The sequence below is a fragment of the Actinoallomurus soli genome, assembly GCF_024055715.1.
GTDB lineage: Bacteria > Actinomycetota > Actinomycetes > Streptosporangiales > Streptosporangiaceae > Actinoallomurus > Actinoallomurus soli.
Genome location: NZ_JAMXMV010000001.1, coordinates 1181094 through 1201857, shown reverse-complemented (window position 1 = coordinate 1201857; position 20764 = coordinate 1181094). Strand labels below are relative to the sequence as shown.

Sequence of the window (20764 nt, the reverse complement as noted above, 5' to 3'; positions counted from 1 at the left end):
CATGACGGTCTCCCCGCCTCCCCGGGTCACGGACGGTGAACGACACGGACGACACCCGGCACCGTCTGGGCGATCACGTCGGCGATCCGCGCCGTCCTCTCGTCGCCGTCCCCTCGCAGTTCGACGACGCCCTCATGCACCGTCACCCGTGTCGCCGCGGTCTCCGCGGACAGTTCCCGGAGCGCCGCCCGTACGTCGTCGCGGATTCGCTCATCTCCGTGGGCGAGGATCCCCATCAGGTCACGACGGCTCACGATGCCCACCAGCGCCGCGTCGCGGACGACGGGAACGCTCTTGACCCCGGTGGTGATCATCACCTCGACGAGGCCCAGGACGTCGTCGGTCTCCCGCGCGGTCCGCACGTTCGGTGTCATGACCTCTTCGACCCCGGTCGGCGGCGATGATTCGGGCGGCGCGGCGAGACGCAGGTAGGCCCGTGGGTCCGCCTCGAACTGCCCGCGCAGCAGATCCATCTCGCTGACGATCCCGACCATCCGGTCCTCTTCGTCGACGACCGGCGCGGCCGTGATGTCCGCCTCGTACAGCAGGCGGATCGCCTGCCGGACCGTCCAGTCCCGCGGCACGGTGACCACAGGGGCCGTCATCACCTCGTGCACCAGCATGCCGGTCACCTCCAGGGCTCCATCGCACCGCCCGGTCCCGGCGGGCGCCAGAGGGCGAAGGTCCCGCGGGGACGTCCGTACGGCCTCGGTCGTGTCCCGGGCGGCGGGTCCGGAGCGGCGGGCGGAGGACCATCGGCCCTGGTCACCCGGCTTTCCGCGGGCAGAGCCTGGAAGCGGAGGACCGAACCGGTATCGCGTCGGCGCCTGCGTGCCTCCCCGCCGATGAAACGAGAAAGGTGGCCCGTCGTGCGGACGGATGACCGTGTCGTCTGGTTTCCCGAGCTCGGCCGCGCTGATGTCGGCGTCGTCGGCGGCAAGAACGCCTCGCTCGGCGAACTGATCCGGAACCTCGCGGCGGCGGGCGTCCGCGTCCCCGAAGGGTTCGCGACGACGGCCGAGGCGTACCGGGAGTACCTCGCGGTGGACGGCCTTCGCGAACGGGTCGCCGAGCAGATCGACCGGTTGCACCGGGGAGCCGGGCTGGCCTCCGTCGGCCGGGCCGTCCGGCGGGCGTTCGCGGAGGTCGACCTCCCGCCGGACGTCGCTCGCGCCGTCGTCGACGCCTACCGGCGTCTCGGGAACGACCTCGGGCGGGCCGACCCCGACGTGGCCGTACGGAGCAGCGCGACGGCGGAGGACCTGCCGGAGGCCAGTTTCGCCGGTCAGCAGGAGAGCTTCCTCAACGTCACCGGGGAACAGGCGCTGCTCGCCGCGTGCCGGCGGTGCTATGCGTCCCTGTTCACCGACCGGGCCATCGACTACCGGGAGAGACTCGGCTACGACCATCTCAAGGTCGCCCTGTCGATCGGCGTCCAGCGGATGGTGCGGTCCGACCTGGCCGGCGCGGGAGTGATGTTCTCGATCGACACCGAGAGCGGCTTCCCGCACTCGGTCCTGATCAACGCGGCGTGGGGCCTGGGCGACACGGTCGTCGGCGGGCTGGTCGACCCGGACGAGTACCTCGTGTTCAAACCGCTCCTCGACCGGCCCGGCGTGCGGCCGGTCCTGTCCAGGACCCGTGGCCGCAAGCAGCGGAAGACGGTGTACGCCGACGGCTCCGGCGGAGCGGCCACGCGCACGGTGGAGACCGATGAGGAGGACCGCCGCGGCCTCGTCCTCGACGAGGACGAGATCCTCACGCTCGCCCGATGGGCGACCGACATCGAGCGCCACTACGGCGTCGCCATGGACATCGAGTGGGCCAAGGACGGCGCAGACGGCGGGCTCTTCGTCGTCCAGGCCCGGCCCGAGACCGTCCAGGCCCGTCGCGAGGCCGCGCTGCTGCACTCCTACCGGCTGCGCACCGGTGGGGAACGGCTGGTCACCGGACTGGCGATCGGGGACGCCATCGCGACCGGTCAGGTCCGCCTGCTGCACAGCGCCGCGGAGATCGACCGCTTTCCCCCCGGCGCCGTCCTCGTCACCGAGATCACCGACCCCGACTGGGAACCCATCATGAAGCGGGCCGCCGCCATCGTCACCGACCACGGCGGCCGGACCTCACACGCCGCCATCGTCAGCCGGGAACTCGGCGTCCCGGCCATCGTGGGCACGGGACGTGCCACGACCGCCCTCGCGGACGGCCGGCCGATCACCGTGTCCTGTGCCGAAGGCGACCAGGGTTTCGTCTACGCGGGAACGCTCGATTTCGAGGAGCGCGATCTCGACCTGACCGACGTCCCGCGGACGGACACGAAGGTGATGCTCAACCTGGCCAACCCGGCGGCGGCGTTCCGCTGGTGGCGCCTGCCCGCCGACGGCGTCGGCCTGGCCCGCATCGAGTTCATCGTCAACAACCACGTCAAGATCCACCCGATGGCGCTGCTCCGCCTCGACGCCGTCGACGACGAGGATCGGCGGCGGATCCTGGACCTGACTCTGGGCTACGACGACAAGCCCGAGTACTTCGTCGAACGGCTCGCCCACGGCGTGGCCCGCATCGCCGCGTCCCGCTGGCCCGACCCCGTCATCGTCCGGATGAGCGATTTCAAGACCAATGAGTACGCCCGGCTCATCGGCGGGCGGGGCTTCGAGCCCCGCGAGGAGAACCCGATGCTCGGCTGGCGCGGCGCCAGCCGCTACTACAGCGACGCCTACCGGGACGGGTTCGCCCTGGAGTGCCGCGCGATCCGGCGGGTCCGCGACGAGATCGGCCTCACCAACGTGGTCGTCATGATCCCGTTCTGCCGGACCGTCGAGGAGGCCGGCCAGGTGCTGAAGGTGATGAGCGAGAACGGCCTGACGCGAGGGCGGAACGGGCTGCGGGTCTTCGTGATGGCCGAGATCCCCTCGAACGTCATCCTGGCCGATTCCTTCGCCGAGCGGTTCGACGGCTTCTCCATCGGCAGCAACGACCTGACGCAGCTCACCCTGGGCGTCGACCGCGACTCGGCGGCGCTGGCGCACCTGTTCGACGAGCGCAACCCCGCGGTCATCCGCAGCGTCCAGCAGCTGATCGCCACCGCCCACGCCGGGCACTGCACGGTCGGGTTGTGCGGGCAGCGCCCGAGTGACGATCCCGACTTCGCCCGGATCCTGGTGCGCGCGGGCATCGACTCGATCTCCGTGACGCCCGACAGCTTCCTCACTGTCAAGCAGAACGTGGCCGCGGCCGAACGCGATCTCCCCCGGCCGTGAGGCGGGGAGAGATCATGCGCAGAGGGGCCGGTCAGGTCACCGGGCGTCCGGCGACGAGGACCTCGCGGACGTCCAGCGTGGTGTCCCCCGGCCGCCAGGCGAAGGTGATCAGGTCGGCGGGCCGGCCGGGCCGCAGCAGGCCGCGGCCGCCGGCGAAGCGTCCGGGGTTGGCCGTGGCGAGGCGCAGCCCGGTGGCGAGGGTCAGACCGGCCATCGTGATCGCCGTGGCCACGCCGTCGGCGAGAGAACGGGAGGCGCCGGCCAGCAGTGGCGTGCCGACGTAGGACAGGCGGCCGTCCGCCGACAGTTCCACGTCCCCGCCGACCGGGGTCCGGTAGCGTCCCGGCGGCATGCCCGCCAGCGCGGTCGCGTCGGACACCAGGTGGGAGCGCTCGACGCCCTTGGCGCGCAGCATGACGCGGAAGGTGTCGGCGGGCAGGTGGTGGCCGTCCGCGATGAACCCGGCGTGCAGGCGGTCGTCGGCGAGCTGGGTCCACAGGTGGTTCGGATGCCGGGGCAGCACGGTGTATGTGGCGTTGCCCAGGTGCGTGGCGAGTTCGGCGCCGGCGTCGATGGCCCGGGTGATCTGCTCGGGTGTGGCGTGGGTGTGCCCGATCGCGCAGCGCACGCCCCTGCGGGTGGCGCGGGCGATGAAGTCGATCGCCGCCTCGTCGTGCGGCGAGACGGTGACCATGCGGACGAGATCGCCCCAGCGGCGCAGCTCCTCGATGTCGGCGGGCCGCAGGTAGCGCGCGTCGTGCACGCCGCGCGGGCCGTCCTCCGCCGACAGGAACGGTCCCTCGACGTGGACGTACGGGATGGCGCGGGCGACGAGCGGATCGGCCCCGCGCGCCCGCGCGATCGCGGACAGCGCCGCATGGATGCGTTCCTCGGGCGCGGTCACGATCGTCGGGACCACCGTGGTCGTCCCCACCCGGCGCAAGGCGTCCACCAGCGCGGTCACCGTGGCCTCGTCGACGTCGGCGGCGTTCACGTCGTGCCCGGCGAACCCGTTGACCTGCAGGTCGACCAGGCCGGGCGCGAGCCACAGGTCCGTAGGCGCGTCCGTCTCGGTGATCGCGCCGATCAGCCCGTCCTCGACGCTCACGCGCAGCGTCCGCCCGGTCGCCGGATCCCGGCCGCTGATCCTCATCGGGGCGCGGACTCCTCGTCCACGTACACGACGCAGCGCGGGTGGGTGCGCAGCGCGCTCGCGGGCAGGTGCCCACCGATCGGGCCGCGCAGCGCGGCGGTCACCGCCTCCCGCTTGCGGGCGCCGGGGACCATACAGAAGATCTCCTCGGCCGACAGCAGCGCCGGCACGGTGAGGGTGACCGCCCGGCGGGGCACCTGGTCCAGGGCCGCGAAGCAGCCGTCGTCGACCTGCTGCCGGCGGCAGACCTCGTCCAGTTCGACGATCTTTACGGGCACGGAGTCGTCGAGGTCGGCGGGCGGGTCGTTGAACGCCAGGTGCCCGTTGACCCCGATCCCCAGGCAGGTGATGTCGATCGGCGCGGCCGTCAGCAGCCGGGCGTACGCCTCGGGTGGCGCGTCCGGATCGATCAGGTGGACCGCGCCGAGCGGCACCCGGTCGAAGAACGCCCGCCGCAGCCACATGCCGAAGCGCTGCGGGGCGCCGGCGCCCAGGCCGAGGTACTCGTCCATGTGGAAGGCGGTCACCCGCGTCCAGTCGACGCCCGGATGCTCCGCCAGCGCGCGCAGCGTCGCCTCCTGACTCGGCGCCGCGGCGAAGGTCATCCGGACTCCGGGCCGGGTCTCCAGCCGCCTGGTGATCGCCGCGGCGATGTCCCGCGCGGCGGCGCTCCCCAGCGCGTCGGCATCGGGGAACCGGCGGAGGACGGGTTCGTACGTCGCGGCGCTCGGCCGCTGTCCCTCTGTCATCGCCGGCAACGGTACTCCCCGTCCGTGAGATCTCCTCACCGTGCCGGTGGGGGGGTCACGCCGGCGCCGACCCGGGCCACGGTCTCGCGGAGCCACAGGTGCGCCGCGTCATGGGTGTGGACCGGGTGCCACCACAGGGCCTCGCGGAGCGGAACGGCCTCGTACGGGGGCGCCAGCACACGGATCGGGGCGGTCGCGCGCAGCCGGTCGGCGAGGAGCCCCTGCATGAGGGCGATCCTGCGGGTTCCGGCGATGAGGAACGGCAGCGCCATGAACGAGTCCGCGGACACCTCGACCCGCGGCTCGACGCCGAGCATGCTGAGCTGGCGGACGGCGGGGGCGTCGTAGGTCCGCTGGTACGTCACCCAGGGCAGCCGCGACAGATCCTCGACGCTCAGCCGTTCGCCGGCCTCCGGGTTGTCCTCGGCGACGACGAACACCCAGCGGTCGGTGAACAGTTCGACGGCGGGGAAGCCGCCGATGACGCCGTGCGGCATGAGGAGACCGTCGGAGGTGCTCAGCACCGCTCCGGTGTGCTCGACGATGTCGGCCGTCGGTTTGCGGAAGTGCAGCCGGACGCCCGGCGCCTCGGCGTGGACGACGCGGGTGAGCTCGGCCCCGAAGACGGCGATCGCGTAGTCGCTGGCGATCAGCGTGAACTCGTGCTCCTCCCGGGCGGGGTCGAACCCCGCGCGGCTGCTGAACACCCGTTCGAGCAGGTCGCAGGCCGTGCCGGTCCGGTCCCTCAGCGCCATGCCGAGGGCCGTCAGCTCGTAGCGGCCGCCGACCCGCGCGAGCAGGTCGTCGTCGAAGTGGCGGCGCAGCCGGGCCAGCGCCGCGCTCATCGCGGGCTGGCTGAGGCCGACGCGCTGCCCGGCCCGCGTGACGTTGCGCTCCTCCAGCAGGGCGCGCAGGGCGATGACGAGATTGAGGTCCAGGCTGGCGAGGTTCACGGCTGCCCCGTAGAGATCGATCGTCGGTATCCATCGCGTGGATGACCGGGATCAGAACAATCGATTTCCCTTATCCACGTCGGTGGCCTCAGATTAGTCGCACCGTAATCAGGAGGACATCCACGTGAAATCCACAGCCGCGGCGACGGGGTTCTCCGGTCCGTTCGCCCTCGGAACCCTCTCCGCGCGGGAACGCCCGCCGTTCCCCGGCCTGGTCGTGCCGGACGGCCGGGTGCTCGATCTCACCGCCGCCCTCGGCCTGCCCGACCTGCGGGCGCTGCTGGAGCGCTGGGACGAGGTCCTCCCGCGCCTGGCCGGGCTGGCCGGTGACGCGGACCTGGACTGGCTGCCGCTGGAGAGTCTGCGCGTCCACGCGCCGGTCGAGCCGCGGCAGGTCTTCCAATCGGGTGCCAACTACCGCACCCACGTGATCGACCTGGCCGTCGCCCACGAGCCGGAGGGCGGGCGGCCGGCCGAGCAGGTACGGGCGGAGACCGCGGCGATGATGGACCGCCGGGCGGCCGAGGACCAGCCGTACCTGTTCATCGGTCTCCCATCGGCGATCACCGGGCCGTACGACGACGTGGTCCTGCCGTCCTGGTGCCGTAAGCCCGACTGGGAGCTGGAGCTGGCCGCCGTCATCGGCCGCCCGGCCTCCCGCGTCCGGCCCGACCAGGCGCTCGCGCACGTCGCCGCGTACACGATCGCCAACGACCTGACCGCCCGCGAGCTGGTCTTCCGCCGGGACATGCCCGAGATCGGCGCCGACTGGCTGCGCAGCAAGAACGCGCCGGGCTTCACGCCCCTCGGGCCGTGGCTGGTCCCGGCCGGGTTCGCCGGCGATCCGGGGAATCTGCGGGTCACGCTGCGGCTCAACGGCCAGGTCATGCAGGACGAGTCGACCCAGGACATGATCTTCGACGTCGCCCGGCTGGTCTCGTACGCGTCGCAGACGACGACCCTCCTGCCCGGCGACCTCGTGCTGACCGGCAGCCCCGCCGGCAACGGCATGCGCTGGGGGCGGCTGCTGCGCGACGGCGACGTCATGGACGGCACGATCACCGGGCTGGGCGCCCAGCGCACCCGCTGCGTCGCGGAGACCGGCGATGACGCCTGACCGCACCGACCCGGAGACCGCGATCGCCGAGGCGGCCCGGGCGTACTCGAACTGGGGACGCTGGGGCGCGGACGACCGCCTGGGCACCCTCAACTTCCTCACCGAGGACCGGCGCCGGGCGGGCGCCGCGCTGGTGCGCCGGGGCGTGAGCTTCTCGCTGTCCCAGAGCTTCGACATGGACGGGCCGCAGAAGGGCTGGCGCCGCCGCACGAACCCGGTCCACACGATGCTGGACACGGGTACGGACGCGGCGCTGGGCAACCAGGGCTTCCCGCACGGGATCGGTGGCGCCGACGACGTCATCGCCATGCCGCTGCAGTGCTCCACGCAGTGGGACGGCCTCGGGCACATCTTCGACCACGGAAAGGCGTGGAACGGCCGCCCGGCCGAGAAGGTCGTCACCTCCGACGGCGACCTCGTCACCGGGATCGAGCACATGGCCCCGCACGTGGCCGGGCGCGGCGTCCTGCTGGACGTCGGGCGGGTCGTCGGCACCGGCGGCGAGCTGCCGGACGGCTTCGCCATCACCGAGCAGCACCTCACCGCGACGGCCGAGGACCATGGGGTCGTCGTCGGCCGCGGCGACATCGTCTGCGTGCGGACCGGGCGGCTGGCGCGGGCACGCCGCGAGGGCTGGGGCGAGTACGCGGGCGGGCCGTCGCCGGGGCTGTCCTTCACCACCGCGGGCTGGCTGCACCGCACCGAGATCGCCGCGATCGCCACCGACACGTGGGGGTTCGAGGTGCGGCCGAACGAGTTCGACCGCGCCTTCCAGCCGCTGCACCAGGTCGCCATCCCCAACATCGGGCTGCTGATCGGCGAGATGTGGGACCTGGACGCGCTCGCCGCCGACTGTGCCGCCGACGGGACGTACGAGTTCTGGCTCACCGCCGCGCCGCTGCCCATCACCGGAGCCGTCGGCTCTCCGGTCAACCCCATCGCCGTCAAGTGACCCGGAAGGAACCGGCCATGCCCAGTGTCCGCACGGTGCTCGTCGTGGGAGGAGGGACGTCCGGCAACGCGGTCACCGTGCTGCTGCGCCGGGCCGGCGTCGAGGTCGACCTCGTGGAGATCGAGCCCGGCTGGAACGTCCGCGGGTCCGGCATCACCCTGCAGGGCAACGCGCTGCGCGTCCTCCGCGAGCTCGGCGTCTGGGAGGAGGTCCGCGCGCACGGCTTCGCCTTCGACACCGTCGGGCTGACCGCGCCCGACGGGACGGTGCTGCACGTCGCCGAGGACCTCCGCACCGGCGGCCCCGACCTGCCCGCCACCGTCGGCATGCAACGCCCCGTGCTGCAGCGGATCCTCACCGGCGCGGTCCGCGCGTCCGGCGCGCGGGTCCGCCTCGGCACCACGGTCGAGAGCCTGGACCAGGACGCCGAGGGCGCCGACGTCGTCTTCACCGACGGCACGACCGGCCGGTACGACCTGGTCGTGGCCGCCGACGGCCGCGCGTCGGCGACGCGCGCGCTGGCCGGCGTCCCGGACCGGCCCGAGCCCATCGGCATGGCGATCTGGCGCGTCCCCGCCCCGCGCCCGGCGGACGTCGAGCGCACCGACCTGACCTACGGCGGTCCCTGCTACATCGCCGGCTACTGCCCCACCGGGCCGGACACCGTCTACGCCTACCTGGTCGAGCCCAACCGCGACCGGGGCGCCGTCGCCCCCGCCGCGTACGCCGACGAGATGCGCCGGCTCGCCGAGGGGTACGGCGGTGCCTGGGCGCGGATCCGCGAGTCCATCACCGACCCGGAGCAGGTCAACTACACCTGGTTCGACCAGATGCTGGTCGAGGACGCCTGGCACCGCGGCCGCGTGGTGCTCGTCGGCGACGCCGCGCACTGCTGCCCGCCGACGCTGGCCCAGGGCGCCGCCATGGCCCTGGAGGACGCCCTGGTCCTCGCCGAACTGCTCACCGGAGGCGACGCGCTGAGCGACGCGCTCACGGAGTACCACCGGCGCCGTCTCCCCCGCGTCCGGATGGTCGTGGAGGGCTCCGTGCAGCTGTGCCGGTGGCTGATGGACGGCGTACGGGACGCCGACGTGCCCGGCCTCATGGGCCGCACCCTCACCGCACTGGAGAAGCGCCCGTGACCGAGAACCCGACGATCGACGTGCACGCGCACGTCCTGCTCCCCCAGGTCGAGGAGGCCGTCGCCGGGCGGCCGGGCCTGGCCGCCGCCCGCGAGCGGGACGCACGCCGGAGCGGCCCCGAGGCCCTCGCCGTCAGCGCGGTGATGATCCGCGAGCGGATCCCGAGGCTCACGGACGTCACGGCGCGGCTGGCCGCGATGGACGCCGCCGGCGTGGACGTCCAGCTCGTCTCGCCCTCCCCCTCGCACTACCACTACTGGGCGGAGCCGGACCTGGCCCGTACGGTGTGGCGGCTGGCGAACGCCGGCACCGCCGCGCACTGCGCCCAGGCCCCCGGCCGGCTGTACGGGCTGGGCCTCGTACCACTGCAGCACCCGGACCTGGCCGCCGAGGCGCTGGACGACGCCCTCGATCACGGGCTGCGGGGCGTGGAGATCTCGAGCCACGCCCCGTCCTCCGGCCACGTCCCGGGCCGGGAGCTGTCCGACCCCGCCTACGAGCCGTTCTGGGCCCGCGCGGAGGAGACCGGGGCGATCGTGTTCCTGCACCCGTTCGGGTGCACCCTCGACGAGCGCCTGGACCGGTGGTACCTGTCGAACACCGTCGGCCAGCCGGCCGAGAACGCCGTCGCCCTGTCCCACCTGATCTTCTCCGGCGTCCTCGACCGGCACCCCGGACTGAAGATCATCGCCGCGCACGGCGGCGGCTACCTGCCCACCCACATCGGCCGCTCCGACCACGCCTGGCGGGCCCGCGCCGACGCCCGCGGCTGCGCGCACCCGCCCAGCGCGTACCTGCGGCGCCTGTACTTCGACTCCCTCGTCCACGACCCGTACGTGCTGCGGGAGCTCGTCCGCGTCGCGGGAGCCGACCGGGTGCTGCTCGGCTCGGACTTCCCGTTCGACATGGGCACCGACGACCCGCTGGGCGCACTGCGCGCCGCGGGCCTGCCCGGCACCGACCACGACGCCGTACGCGGCGCCAACGCCGCCGCGTTGCTGCGCCTCCCTTCAGGAGAGAGACCATGACCGAGCGAAGCGAGGGAATCAGTGAGCACAGCACCTCTGGTCATGAGGCCGACGAAGGAGGCCTCATGACCGACCGTCCCCTCACCCATCTGCGGCACGTCGACCTCGTCGTGCCCGACTACGACCGTCAACTCGACTTCTACGCCGGCGTGTGGGGCCTGACCAAGGTCGCCGAGGACTCCGGCATCGCGTTCCTCGCCGCCGAGGGCAGCCCCGAGCAGTACGTGGTCCGGCTCCGCAAGGCCGAGGAGAAGCGCCTGGACCTGGTCTCGTACGGGGCGGCGTCCCCGGCCGACGTGGACGCCCTCGCCGAGCGGCTGATCGCGGACGGCGTCCGGCCGATCTGCGAGCCGGGGAGGCTGGACACCCCGGGCGGCGGATACGGCTTCCGGTTCTTCGACCTCGACGGCCGTACGATCGAGATCTCCGCCGACGTCGCCGCCCGGCGGCACCGGCGCATCGAGGAACGCGAGTCGATCCCCGTCCGGCTCTCCCACGTGGTCCTCAACTCCCCGGACCTGAACCGCACCCGCGCCTGGTACGAACGCCACCTGGGCTTCCGTCTCTCCGACACGCTCGGCCACCCGCGCATGGGCGAGGTCATGCACTTCATGCGGATCAGCTCCCAGCACCACAGCATGGCCATCGCCCAGGGCCCGCACACCTCCCTGCACCACGTCTCCTTCGAGATGCGGGGCCTCGACGAGTACATGCGCGGCTCCGGCCGGGTCATCCGCGCCGGGTTCCGTAAGATCTGGGGGCCCGGCCGGCACCTCGCGGGCGACAACACCTTCACCTACTTCCTGGACCCGCACGGCAACACGGTCGAGTACACGACCGAGCTGGAGGAGCTGGACGAGGACACCTGGCACCCGCACGTCTACGACTTCTCCCGGCCGGAGGTCACGGACCAGTGGGGCACCGCGAACGCGATGAACGAGTTCGTCGCCAAGGAGTCCTTCAACGACCCCGACCAGGGCTGCTTCGTCGCCCCGCCGGTCTGACCGCCCGCCGCTTCGAGGAGACCCATGCGCATCGCCACGTACGAACATCGGGGTGCACAACGCTGCGGCGTCGTCGAGGACGCCGCGGTGCGCCCCTTCCCCGACGGCACCGACCTGCTCGACCTGATCCGTTCCGGCGGCCTCGCCGACCCGCCTCCGGCCGGGGCGGCCGTGCCGCTGACCGAGGTACGCCTGCTGGCGCCGCTGCGACCGCCCACCGTCCGGGACTTCGTCGCCTTCGAGGAGCACGTCGAGGGGGTGCGCCGCAGCGTCGACGGGGCGGCGGGCGTACCCGACGCCTGGTACGACGCCCCGACCTTCTACTTCACCAACCCCTACGCGGTGATCGGCCCCGGCGACGACGTGCCGGTGCCGCCCGGCAGCAAGGCACTGGACTTCGAGCTCGAGGTCGCCGTCGTCATCGGCCGGGAGGGCCGTGACCTGACCCCCGAGCAGGCCCGCGACCACATCGCCGGGTACACGCTGTTCAACGACTGGTCCGCGCGCGACCTCCAGTCCCGCGAGATGCAGGTCGGCCTCGGCCCCTGCAAGGGCAAGGACACCGCGACCACCCTCGGCCCGTACCTGGTGACCCCGGACGAACTGGAGCCCTACCGAGACGCGGACGGCCTCCTCCGCCTCGCGCTCACCGCCGAGATCAACGGCGAGGTCGTCGGAACCGACCTGCTGTCCAACATGAGCTGGACGTTCGAGGAGATGATCGCCTACGCCTCCCGGGGCACCTGGGTGCGGCCCGGCGACGTGCTGGGCTCCGGGACGTGCGGCAACGGCGGTTGCCTCGCGGAGCTGTGGGGCCTGCGGGGTGAGCGCACTCCCCCGCCGCTGCGGCCCGGCGACACGGTGACGCTCACCGCCGAGGGCATCGGTGCGATCTCCAACACGGTCGTCCCCGGCCCCGGCCCCGTCGCCGTACCGCGCGGCCGCAGGCGGGACCGGAGCCGTCCGTGACCAGGCTGGCCGAGAAGATCATCGTGGTGACCGGGGCCGCGCGCGGCCAGGGCGCGGCCGCGGCCGCCGCCTGCGCCCGGAAGGGCGCCACGGTCGTCGCCGTCGACGTGGACGAACAGGCGGCCGGCGCCACACCGGGCGTCGTCCGCCACCCGATGGACGTGGCCGACGCCGGCGCGTGGGCGGCGCTCGCGGAGCGGCTGCGCGAGGGGTACGGGCACGTCGACGGCCTGGTCAACAACGCGGGCGTCACCTGGCGGGCGCGGGTGGGCGACCTGGCCGTCGCGGACCTGGAGCGCGTCCAGTCGGTGAACGTCACCGGGCCGCTCCTGGGCATGCGGCACCTCGCGCCGCTGATGCCACCCGGGTCCTCCATCGTGAACGTCGGGTCCGCCGCGGCGCTCACGGGCCACTACCCGGCCGCCTACACCGCGAGCAAGTGGGCGCTGCGGGGCCTGTCCAAGGCGGCCTGCGTGGAGTTCGGCCCGCGCGGCATCCGGGTCAACTGCGTCCACCCCGGCTTCATCGACACCCCGATGACGGCCTCGGCCGCACCTGCCTTCCGCGACGCGAACATCCGCGAGACGCCGCTCGGCCGGACCGGCGCACCGGAGGAGGTCGCGGCCCTGATCGCCTTCCTGCTGTCCGACGAGTCGTCCTTCATCACCGGGGCGGACATCCCCGTCGACGGCGGCCTCACCGCCCACGGCGGCGCCAAGTCCATCTCCGACGCGGTCAGGGAACGATGATCGACGGCTCGTCGTAGACGATCTTGTGCGGTGCCCGTTCGCCGGGCCCGACGAGCGGGCTGATGACGGGGTTCGGCGGCGTGACCGGGGCCAGGTGGCAGGGGATGACTCTACCCGTCACGAGGTACTGCGTGACGCTGGTGTTCACGCCGCCGTCGGCGTTGTGGAAGATCTTCAGGCCGAACAGGAAGAACTGGCCCGGTTCGAAGAGGCGGGTGTCGATCCGCAACCGCATCCCGGTGCCGTTCTCCTGGCCCGGGATGTTCGTCGGCGCGCTGTAGAGCCCCGGCGGGACGTCCCTGACGAGCGTGGCGAAGGGCTGGTGGCACACCTTGCCGGCCGGAACGTAGTAGACGGCGGCCGGCACCCCGAGGCGCCGCAACTGCCGCGACAGCCCTTCGGCGTCGCGGTACCGCGTGATCCGGACGTCGACGACGCCGTTGGCGTCCCTGGCCACCGCGTACGCCGGGGCGCTGCGGAGAGAGGTCACGGTGACCGCCGTCGCCGCGACGGCGGACACGCCGACGGCGGTCGCCGCGAGGGCGATGGTGCGGCGGGCCGGGCGGCGGGTCCTCGTCTCACGGGCGGGCAGCGCCCGCGCCCGCGCGGCGACGACCTCCTTGAGCGCGGTGAGGCGTCGTTCCTCGAAGTCCTCCAGCCGGTGGTCGCTCGACGTCATGATGCTCCCTCCACAGTCATCGAGCCGGGGCCGACGCCCGGGTGATCCCGCAGGATCCGGCGGGCCCGGTGCAGGCGGACCCTGGCGGTGCCGGGTCTGATCCGGAGCGCCGCGGCGGCCTCCGTCACCGTCAGGCCGTCCATGTCGACCAGTTCGATGACCGCCCGCAGGCCGGCGGGCAACCGGTCGAGCTCCGTCAGAAGGCGGCGACCGGCCCGTTCGGCGTCGATCCGCTCTTCCAGCCGGGTGATGTCGTCGCCGTCCAGGACCCGTCTCCCCGCGGCGCGCAGCGTCTTGTCGAGCTGCCGGGCGGCCCGGCGGCGCTCGGCGGCCAGGACGTTGTGGGCGATGCCCACCAGCCAGGCCGACTCGCTGCCCAGCCTGCGCCGGTAGCCGTCCGACCCCTCGATCGCCGCGAGGAACACCTCGGTGGTCAGGTCGTCCACCAGGCACGGATCGGCGACCCGGCGGGCGACGAAGCCGGTCACCATGCGGACCTGCCGTCGGTAGAAGGCCTCGAACGCCACCGGGTCACGACCGATGGCGCGGACCTCCTTCTCCGCCGGATCGCTAGCACTCATGCACGCCCGCCCTCCCTCGCGCTCGTCCTCCCCTCTTTGGTCGGCGCGCGGGATCGCGTTACAGACCCGGCTCGTGGCCCTTCGCGAGGGCCGCCAGGGTGGACCCGGAGCACCCCTCCAGAATGCTCCGGGTCACCCCGGACGGTGCCGCCCCTACCGAACCGCCCCCGCGCGCCCGGTATGAGCCGGCGATGATGGAACAGGTGGCCCCCGCACGTGACGCCCGCACTTCCGGGGCTCTCCCAGCAAAACCTCAGGCGGGCGCCCACGGCTACCCCCGGATTCGGGGATGGCCGGGCCGGACACGCCGGTCCTACACTCGGCGGCCATGAGCCAGGGTGCCCCGATGACACCGCGCGCCACGCCGCCCGCCGTCACGCGCGTCACGGCGCCGTCCGGGTCGGTCCGGGAGCTCTCCGACCACGAACGCCTCGTGTTCGGCCGGGGACCGGACGCGGACCTGCTGATCTCCGCCGACCGGGGGCTCTCCCGCCGGGCGGGCGTGATCAGCGCCCTGTGCGGAGGCGCGTGGGTGGCCAATCTCAGCCGGACCCACGCGCTGTACGCCGAGAGCGAGGGCTACCAGATCCGGCTGCCGCCGATGGAGGCGGGCGGCGAGCCGTCCGCCGGCTGGTTCATCAGGACGGGGGCGACGCTGGTCGGTTCGCGGGCCATGCTCGACGAGGGCCAGGCCGTACGCGTCACGGTGCTCGCCGCCGTGACCGATGCCCTGAGGACTCCTCCCGCGGGACGGGCGGACGACGACTCGACGCTCCTGCCGCTGTACCTCGATCCGCACACCAAGCTCTTCCTGGTGGCGCTCCTCCTGTGCCGGCCGTGGCTGCTGGACCCGACCCGTACGACTCCGCTGCCCCGGACGCCGGAGATCGCCCGTGCGGCGTTGGAAGTGACGGACGCGTTCTACGAGATCGAGCAGTTCGATCACGACCCGGTCTTCCGCGACCGGCTCGCGGCCCGCGTCGGCGAGCATCTCAAGGTGCTCCGCCGCAAGATCAATTCACGCGGGCTCGCGCGGGCCGGGACCCGGCTGTCCGACGAGGTGGTCGTCGGCGTGCTGATCGAGCACGCCATCGTCACCCCGGCCGATCTGGAGCGCCTCGCCGATCCGTCCTGGTGCTCCCGGCAGGAGGACCTGTGGTGGGACCGTACGCGATAGCGGGGCTACAGGTCGTTGACGGTGAACGCCAGCTCCAGGGGGCGGTCCGCGCCGGGCACCGTCACGGTGACGCGATGACGCCCGGGCGGGATCTTGCCGGGGAAGAACTCGTGGCCCTGGTTGATCACGTAGTTGAACGTGCCCGCGAAGTCGACGACCGGCGTCACCGCCGCCACCCGTTTCCGGTCCAGGCGGATGCCGACCTGCCGGCCGGGTGTCAGGCCCGCTCCGTGGACGACGAATCCGGTGTGCCCGTCGCCGTAATCCTGGTTCAACGTGATCCGTGGGCGTCCCGACGGCCGTGCCGTACGCGCCACGCCGGGCGCCCCGGGCGGCGCGGCACCGGGCGGGGGCGGGCCCGAGGGCCGTCGTGGCCGGTCGTCGTCCATCCGGCCGAGTACGACCCCGATCAGCAGTGCCACGCCCGCTCCCAGCAGGGCCGCGAGGACGCGCCCGCCCCTGCCGGCCCGCCGGGACGCCACCGTGCGCCGCGAGTCCAGGACGCCGGAACGATCCTGCCGCGGATCCGGGGCTCCGGAAGGATCCGGGGCTCCGGAACGGCCCGGCCGACGCGGATCCGGGGCGCCGGGGCGGTCCGGGCGCCGGGCGGGAGGCGGTCCTCCGGGCGCCCGGACGGAGGTGGGCGAGTCCAGGGTTTCCTCGGCGGCGGGGTCGTCCGCCGGCGACTCCACCGGCGGAGGCTCCCGCCGGTACTCCTCGAGCAGGGCGAGCGCCTCGAAGGGCAGCGGCGCCGCTCCGCTGCCGTCGAGGTCGACCGCCAGCCGGGCCAGCAGGGCGCCCGCCGCGGGACGGTCCGCCGGGTCGCGGCGGAGACAGTCCAGCAGCAGGTCGGCCGCCTCGTCCGGCATTCCGGTGAGGTCCGGCGGATCACTGGCCAGGCGGAGCAGCACGTCGGTCACCGACTTCCCCGTGTACGGCGGGTGCCCGGTGGCGGCGAAGAGTAAGGTCGAGCCGAGCGCGAAGACGTCACTCGCCGGCGTCGTCTGCCGGCTGTCCCGCGCCTGCTCGGGCGCCATGTACGCCGGGGTGCCGACGGCCTGGTGCGTGGCGGTCGCGGTGACGCGCTCGGTCGCCCGCGCCACGCCGAAGTCGATGACCCGTGGCCCCTCGATCGACACCAGCACGTTGGACGGTTTCAGGTCCCGGTGCACCAGTCCCGCCTGGTGGATCGACTCCAGCGCCTCGGCGCACCCGGCCGCCAGCCAGCGCAGCGCGGGAACCGGCAACGGCCCGCAGGTCCGTACGAGCTGCTCCAGGGAGGGCGCCGGGATGTACGCGGTGGCCAGCCACGGGATCTCGGCGTCCGGGTCGGCGGCGACCACCGCCGCCGTGAACACCCCGCTGACCCGGCCCGCGGCCGCGACCTCGCGGGCGAAGCGGGAGCGGAAATCCGCGTCGCCGGCGAACTCACTCCTGATCGTCTTGACCGCCACCAGCCGCCCCGACGCCGAACGGCCGAGGTAGACCCGGCCCATCGCGCCGCTCCCCAGCCGTCCCAGCAGCGCGTATCCGCCGATCCGCCGAGGGTCGTGCCGGGACAGGGGCTCCAGCCTCGTGCGACCTGACGCCATCCCGTCTCCTCCGCTCCGCAGGGCACACCGGGGCACCATCCTCCCTGTTCCGGACAGGAAGTCAGGCGGACTGTACGACTTCGTTACCGCCCTCCAGCGCCGTTACCGCCCTCCGCCGCCGTCACCGCCCTGCATCACCGTCACCGCCCTCCGCCGCCGTTATCCCCCTCCGCCGGCGCGGCCGCCGGGCGCGGCGGAGGCGAGGTCGGCGGCGGCGCTGGCGAGCAGCAGGTCGAGGGCAACCGGGAAGGCGCTGGAGTTCATCTGCCCGGCCAGCAGGTCCGCGACCGCGGTGATGTTGGGATGCGTTCGCTCCGGGAGCCGCGCGTACGTCGCGCGCCAGATCGTCCGGTCGGCGCGGAGGGCGGGCTCCGGGAGGGTCAGCGTCGCGGCGTCCAGCGCGGCGAAGGCGAGGGCCTGGTCGATGAAGGCGTGGTAGATCCGCACCGCCGACGGGTCGGGGAACCCCGCGCCGCGCAGGAGGCCCAGGATCGCCTCGTCGGCGGCGATCTCCTGCGACCGTCCGCTGACGCGGGCGGCCGTGAGCACGGCCGCCTGGGGGTGGGCGAGGTAGGTGGCGTGAATGCGCAGACCCAGTTCACGCAGGTCGCGCCGCCAGTCGCCCGTCGTGCTCCAGCCGGAGACGGCCCGCCCCATCAGTTCGTCCGCCAGGGCGAGGATCAGGTCGTCCATGCCGTCGAAGTACCGGTAGACGGTGCTGGGGTCCGCGCCCAGGGCCAGGCCGAGGCGGCGCGCGGTGAGGCCCTGCGCGCCGTGTTCGCGCAGCAGGCGCAGCGCCGTCTCGATGATCAGGTCGTGGCTGAGCACCAGGCCCTGCTTGGTCCGCCGGCGCCGCCGGCGCTCTCCCTCCTGCACCACCTTCTTCGCCATGGGGCGAGCTTATGCCAACAGGGTTGACGTTATGTGGGGATCGGCCGTTGGATCGGTCTCAAGCGAGCGAACCGCTCAGATATCCATAAAACGCATGAAAGGTGATGTATCTCCGTGCGAATTCTGCTGGTGGGCGCGGGAGGCGTCGGCTCCGCGATCACTCGGATCGCCGCCCGGCGCGACTACTTCGAGCACATGGTCGTCGCCGACCACGACCTCCGCCGCGCGGAGGCCGCGGTGGCCGCCGTGACGACCCCGGGCACGGCCGGGTCGCGCTTCGGCTCCGCCCGAGTCGACGCCGGCGACCGGGCCGCGGTCGCCGCCCTGCTGCGCGAGCACCGCTGCGACGTGCTGCTCAACGCGACCGACCCGCGCTTCGTCCTGCCGCTGTTCGAGGCGGCGCACGACGCCGGCGCGCACTACCTCGACATGGCGATGTCCCTGTCCCATCCGCACCCGGAACGCCCGTACGAGCTGTGCGGGGTCAAGCTCGGCGACGACCAGTTCGCGCGCGCCGGGGACTACCGCGAGTCCGGGCTCCTGGCCCTGGTCGGCATGGGCGTCGAGCCCGGCCTGTCGGACGTCTTCGCCCGGTACGCGGCGGACGAGCTCTTCGACGAGATCGAGGAGATCGGCATCCGCGACGGCGCGAACCTGACCGTGGACGGCTATGACTTCGCGCCCTCCTTCAGCATCTGGACCACCATCGAGGAGTGCCTGAACCCGCCCGTGATCTACGAGAAGGAGCGCGGCTGGTTCACGACGGCGCCCTTCAGCGAGCCCGAGGTCTTCGACTTTCCCGAGGGCATCGGCCCGGTCGAGTGCGTCAACGTCGAGCACGAGGAGGTGCTCCTGGTCCCCCGGTGGGTCGACGCCGGGCGCGTCACCTTCAAGTACGGACTCGGCGAGGACTTCATCGACAAGCTCAGGACCCTGCACGACCTCGGCCTGGACCGCACCGCCCCGCTCACCGTCGCCACCGACCGCGGTCCCGCCGCGGTCTCCCCGCGCGACGTGGTCGCCGCCGCGCTGCCCGACCCGGCCGGCCTCGGCGACCGCATGCACGGCAGGACCTGCGCCGGCACCTGGGTGAAGGGCGCCAAGGACGGCCGGCCGCGCGAGGTGTACCTCTACCACGTCGTCGACAACCAGTGGTCGATGCGCGAGTACGGCTCCCAGGCCGTGGTCTGGCAGACCGCCGTCAACCCGGTGGTCGCCCTCGAACTCGTCGCGACCGGCGCCTGGACCGGCACCGGCGTGCTCGGCCCCGAGGCGTTCCCGGCCCGGCCCTTCCTCGACCTGCTGAGCGAGTACGGCTCACCCTGGGGAATGCGCGAGCAGTGACGAGGCGGTCATCGGCGTGACCGGCCCAGGAAGCTCCCCAGCAGCAACCCGACGGCCAGCCCGAGGACGAGGCCGAGGAGCAGGCCCGCGATCAGCCCGGCCACGAGCCCGGCCGTCAGGAACACGACGAGCCCGACGACGAGACCCACCAGCACGCCGGCGACCAGGCCCGCCACCAGGCCGAGCAGAAGTCCGGCGATCAGCGTTGGCATCGCCGCTCCGGGGATCCTGAGTCATGTGCGGGCATCATCCGCGTGAAGCCGGTCGGTGAACGAGGCGGACGCCTCACCTCCGACGTTACGCCCCCGGCGGTCGACGCCGAGAGGGCACCGCCCCGCCGGAGACCACGTCAGACTCCGGCGGACGGCGTGCCACGCGGTCCGCGCGCGAGGTGGACGAGCATGGCGGCGAAGGTCAGCCCCCAGACCGCCGGCGTCACCCACATCGCGCCGTCACCGATGAGGCGCATGAGGGGGAAGCGCTCGGCCCGCCCGAGATCGTGGCTCGCGACGCCGTACATGCCGAGCGGGAAGACGATCGACCACAGGTCGGTGTCGTAGCGCAGGGGGATCCGATGGGTCACGTGCCGCCACCATTCGGCCGCCACCAGTGCGGGGATCAGCCAGGTCCCGAAGGCCCAGAACACCACCGAGGCGGCCGCCGCGCCCCGGACGGTCTCGATCGCCGGCGCGTCGGTCATCCGGACGAGGCGCGCCCGGCCAGGGCCGTGATCGCGGTGGCGCCCATGGCGACCCAGTACGGCGGGGTGAGGTCCTCCGGGCGCGGCGGACGGAACAGGAGCCGCACCGCGACCAGGACACCGGTGACGGCGTAGAGGAAGACGCCCACCGCCCAGGACACGATGGCGACCGGCGCCAGCGCGGACCGGAGCCCGGGACTCACCGGTTCGAGGGTCGCGGCGAGGACGGCCACGGACTGAACGGCCACCGTCCACAGGAACCACGTGCCGTCGGCGCCGACCGGCCCCGGCCGGTCCGCCCGGTTCCGGAGAACGGCCGCGGGGACGAGATACCCCAGGACGAGCCAGCCCAGGCAGCCGACGGCCAGCAGCGCGAGCGCGATCCGATCCTGTCCCGCCGCGGCGAGGCGGGTCCCGAGCACGTCGGTGCCGGCGACGAACGTGAAGGACCCGAAGGCGCGCCGCGGGTCGGTCAGTTCGGCCCACAGGCCGGACCGGAGGGCGATGACACGCCATCCGGTCACGGCCACGAGCACGGCGTACGCCGCGACGGCGATCCACAGCAGAGCGCCGGACAGCACGCCCAGGCCCTGGTCACCGACGCCGACCGAGACGACACCGGTGGCCATGACCACGGCGAAGCAGGCGAGGTCGAGGACACCCACGGTTACCAGTGAACCGCCGGCGAGACCGGAGTTCACCCACCCGTGCCCCGGCCGCGCCG

General features: G+C 73.2%; 21 protein-coding genes. 10 read left to right on the top strand and 11 right to left on the bottom strand.

Annotated features, from left to right (window positions below; translation table 11 throughout):
• Window positions 1-26: 26 nt before the first annotated feature.
• On the bottom strand, window positions 27-623 hold the full coding sequence (locus NDW01_RS05455; protein WP_252781908.1) for a CBS domain-containing protein: 597 nt from the start codon (window positions 621-623) through the stop codon (window positions 27-29).
• A gap of 246 nt (window positions 624-869) precedes the next feature.
• On the opposite strand from NDW01_RS05455, the gene ppsA reads away from it, so the two are divergent.
• Window positions 870-3260: a phosphoenolpyruvate synthase gene (gene ppsA, locus NDW01_RS05450; RefSeq protein ID WP_252817150.1), complete on the top strand. Its 2391-nt coding sequence runs from the start codon at window positions 870-872 to the stop codon at window positions 3258-3260.
• A 31-nt stretch (window positions 3261-3291) separates the two neighbouring features.
• Here ppsA and NDW01_RS05445 read toward each other — a convergent pair whose 3' ends face one another.
• The 3 genes from NDW01_RS05445 to NDW01_RS05435 are packed head-to-tail and all read right to left on the bottom strand — an operon-like array spanning window position 3292 to window position 6115.
• Entirely contained in the window at window positions 3292-4413 is a 1122-nt protein-coding gene (locus NDW01_RS05445) for an N-acetylglucosamine-6-phosphate deacetylase (RefSeq protein ID WP_252817148.1), read from the bottom strand.
• Complete coding sequence (locus NDW01_RS05440; protein ID WP_252817146.1) at window positions 4410-5162, bottom strand: 6-phosphogluconolactonase; 753 nt, start codon at window positions 5160-5162, stop codon at window positions 4410-4412. Before NDW01_RS05440 ends, NDW01_RS05445 begins: the two co-directional genes overlap by 4 nt.
• A gap of 35 nt (window positions 5163-5197) precedes the next feature.
• Window positions 5198-6115 (bottom strand): LysR family transcriptional regulator, encoded by a 918-nt coding sequence (locus NDW01_RS05435; RefSeq protein ID WP_252817144.1) that lies wholly within the window; start codon window positions 6113-6115, stop codon window positions 5198-5200.
• A gap of 124 nt (window positions 6116-6239) precedes the next feature.
• Here NDW01_RS05435 and NDW01_RS05430 point away from each other — a divergent pair, with 124 nt between their 5' ends.
• From NDW01_RS05430 to NDW01_RS05400, 7 genes are all read left to right on the top strand, one after another.
• Window positions 6240-7232, top strand: coding sequence for a fumarylacetoacetate hydrolase family protein (locus NDW01_RS05430; protein WP_252817143.1), 993 nt, complete (start codon window positions 6240-6242; stop codon window positions 7230-7232).
• Window positions 7222-8184, top strand: coding sequence for a cyclase family protein (locus NDW01_RS05425; protein ID WP_252817141.1), 963 nt, complete (start codon window positions 7222-7224; stop codon window positions 8182-8184). The genes NDW01_RS05430 and NDW01_RS05425 overlap by 11 nt, the downstream gene beginning before the upstream one ends.
• A 17-nt stretch (window positions 8185-8201) precedes the next feature.
• Window positions 8202-9326 carry an FAD-dependent oxidoreductase gene (locus tag NDW01_RS05420; protein ID WP_252817139.1) on the top strand — a complete coding sequence of 375 codons (1125 nt, stop codon included), beginning with the start codon at window positions 8202-8204 and terminating at the stop codon, window positions 9324-9326.
• Window positions 9323-10354, top strand: coding sequence for an amidohydrolase family protein (locus NDW01_RS05415; protein WP_252817138.1), 1032 nt, complete (start codon window positions 9323-9325; stop codon window positions 10352-10354). The genes NDW01_RS05420 and NDW01_RS05415 overlap by 4 nt, the downstream gene beginning before the upstream one ends.
• 65 nt (window positions 10355-10419) lie before the next feature.
• A complete protein-coding gene (locus NDW01_RS05410; RefSeq protein WP_252817136.1) occupies window positions 10420-11358 on the top strand; it encodes a VOC family protein in 939 nt (312 codons plus the stop codon).
• A 24-nt stretch (window positions 11359-11382) separates the two neighbouring features.
• The gene (locus tag NDW01_RS05405) at window positions 11383-12327 is read left to right on the top strand and encodes a fumarylacetoacetate hydrolase family protein (RefSeq protein ID WP_252817134.1); all 945 of its coding nucleotides are present in this window, start codon (window positions 11383-11385) and stop codon (window positions 12325-12327) included.
• A complete protein-coding gene (locus tag NDW01_RS05400; RefSeq protein WP_252817132.1) occupies window positions 12324-13076 on the top strand; it encodes an SDR family NAD(P)-dependent oxidoreductase in 753 nt (250 codons plus the stop codon). Before NDW01_RS05405 ends, NDW01_RS05400 begins: the two co-directional genes overlap by 4 nt.
• On the opposite strand, the gene NDW01_RS05395 is transcribed toward NDW01_RS05400, so the two are convergent.
• Both NDW01_RS05395 and NDW01_RS05390 read right to left on the bottom strand, forming a co-directional pair.
• Window positions 13063-13755 carry a hypothetical protein gene (locus NDW01_RS05395; protein ID WP_252817130.1) on the bottom strand — a complete coding sequence of 231 codons (693 nt, stop codon included), beginning with the start codon at window positions 13753-13755 and terminating at the stop codon, window positions 13063-13065. The genes NDW01_RS05400 and NDW01_RS05395 overlap by 14 nt on opposite strands.
• Window positions 13752-14336, bottom strand: coding sequence for an RNA polymerase sigma factor (locus tag NDW01_RS05390; protein WP_252817129.1), 585 nt, complete (start codon window positions 14334-14336; stop codon window positions 13752-13754). Before NDW01_RS05390 ends, NDW01_RS05395 begins: the two co-directional genes overlap by 4 nt.
• A gap of 328 nt (window positions 14337-14664) precedes the next feature.
• Here NDW01_RS05390 and NDW01_RS05385 point away from each other — a divergent pair, with 328 nt between their 5' ends.
• Complete coding sequence (locus tag NDW01_RS05385; protein WP_252817126.1) at window positions 14665-15513, top strand: FHA domain-containing protein; 849 nt, start codon at window positions 14665-14667, stop codon at window positions 15511-15513.
• A gap of 5 nt (window positions 15514-15518) precedes the next feature.
• On the opposite strand, the gene NDW01_RS05380 is transcribed toward NDW01_RS05385, so the two are convergent.
• Together NDW01_RS05380 and NDW01_RS05375 are read right to left on the bottom strand one after the other, a co-directional pair.
• Window positions 15519-17105: a serine/threonine-protein kinase gene (locus NDW01_RS05380; protein ID WP_252817124.1), complete on the bottom strand. Its 1587-nt coding sequence runs from the start codon at window positions 17103-17105 to the stop codon at window positions 15519-15521.
• A gap of 159 nt (window positions 17106-17264) precedes the next feature.
• Window positions 17265-17996, bottom strand: coding sequence for a TetR/AcrR family transcriptional regulator (locus NDW01_RS05375; RefSeq protein WP_252817122.1), 732 nt, complete (start codon window positions 17994-17996; stop codon window positions 17265-17267).
• Window positions 17997-18110: 114 nt separating this feature from the next.
• Here NDW01_RS05375 and NDW01_RS05370 point away from each other — a divergent pair, with 114 nt between their 5' ends.
• Complete coding sequence (locus NDW01_RS05370) at window positions 18111-19340, top strand: saccharopine dehydrogenase family protein (protein ID WP_252817120.1); 1230 nt, start codon at window positions 18111-18113, stop codon at window positions 19338-19340.
• Window positions 19341-19348: 8 nt separating this feature from the next.
• Here the strand turns inward: NDW01_RS05370 and NDW01_RS05365 are convergent, their stop codons facing one another.
• From NDW01_RS05365 to NDW01_RS05355, 3 genes are all read right to left on the bottom strand, one after another.
• Complete coding sequence (locus NDW01_RS05365; RefSeq protein ID WP_252781892.1) at window positions 19349-19552, bottom strand: hypothetical protein; 204 nt, start codon at window positions 19550-19552, stop codon at window positions 19349-19351.
• 137 nt (window positions 19553-19689) lie between these two features.
• Window positions 19690-20040: an SLAC1 family transporter gene (locus tag NDW01_RS05360; RefSeq protein WP_252817117.1), complete on the bottom strand. Its 351-nt coding sequence runs from the start codon at window positions 20038-20040 to the stop codon at window positions 19690-19692.
• Window positions 20037-20705, bottom strand: coding sequence for a tellurite resistance/C4-dicarboxylate transporter family protein (locus tag NDW01_RS05355; RefSeq protein ID WP_252817115.1), 669 nt, complete (start codon window positions 20703-20705; stop codon window positions 20037-20039). The genes NDW01_RS05360 and NDW01_RS05355 overlap by 4 nt, the downstream gene beginning before the upstream one ends.
• Between the last annotated feature and the right edge of the window lie 59 nt (window positions 20706-20764).

What these genes read in the sequence shown, in the direction of transcription:
- NDW01_RS05440 (WP_252817146.1), bottom strand. Translation starts at nt 5,162, where the DNA reads ATGACAGAGGGACAGCGGCCGAGCGCCGCGACGTACGAACCCGTCCTC.
- NDW01_RS05420 (WP_252817139.1), top strand. Translation starts at nt 8,202, where the DNA reads ATGCCCAGTGTCCGCACGGTGCTCGTCGTGGGAGGAGGGACGTCCGGC.
- NDW01_RS05395 (WP_252817130.1), bottom strand. Translation starts at nt 13,755, where the DNA reads ATGACGTCGAGCGACCACCGGCTGGAGGACTTCGAGGAACGACGCCTC.
- NDW01_RS05375 (WP_252817122.1), bottom strand. Translation starts at nt 17,996, where the DNA reads ATGGCGAAGAAGGTGGTGCAGGAGGGAGAGCGCCGGCGGCGCCGGCGG.
- NDW01_RS05380 (WP_252817124.1), bottom strand. Translation starts at nt 17,105, where the DNA reads ATGGCGTCAGGTCGCACGAGGCTGGAGCCCCTGTCCCGGCACGACCCT.
- NDW01_RS05455 (WP_252781908.1), bottom strand. Translation starts at nt 623, where the DNA reads ATGCTGGTGCACGAGGTGATGACGGCCCCTGTGGTCACCGTGCCGCGG.
- NDW01_RS05425 (WP_252817141.1), top strand. Translation starts at nt 7,222, where the DNA reads ATGACGCCTGACCGCACCGACCCGGAGACCGCGATCGCCGAGGCGGCC.
- NDW01_RS05410 (WP_252817136.1), top strand. Translation starts at nt 10,420, where the DNA reads ATGACCGACCGTCCCCTCACCCATCTGCGGCACGTCGACCTCGTCGTG.
- NDW01_RS05405 (WP_252817134.1), top strand. Translation starts at nt 11,383, where the DNA reads ATGCGCATCGCCACGTACGAACATCGGGGTGCACAACGCTGCGGCGTC.
- NDW01_RS05365 (WP_252781892.1), bottom strand. Translation starts at nt 19,552, where the DNA reads ATGCCAACGCTGATCGCCGGACTTCTGCTCGGCCTGGTGGCGGGCCTG.
- NDW01_RS05390 (WP_252817129.1), bottom strand. Translation starts at nt 14,336, where the DNA reads ATGAGTGCTAGCGATCCGGCGGAGAAGGAGGTCCGCGCCATCGGTCGT.
- NDW01_RS05360 (WP_252817117.1), bottom strand. Translation starts at nt 20,040, where the DNA reads ATGACCGACGCGCCGGCGATCGAGACCGTCCGGGGCGCGGCGGCCGCC.
- NDW01_RS05385 (WP_252817126.1), top strand. Translation starts at nt 14,665, where the DNA reads ATGAGCCAGGGTGCCCCGATGACACCGCGCGCCACGCCGCCCGCCGTC.
- NDW01_RS05445 (WP_252817148.1), bottom strand. Translation starts at nt 4,413, where the DNA reads ATGAGGATCAGCGGCCGGGATCCGGCGACCGGGCGGACGCTGCGCGTG.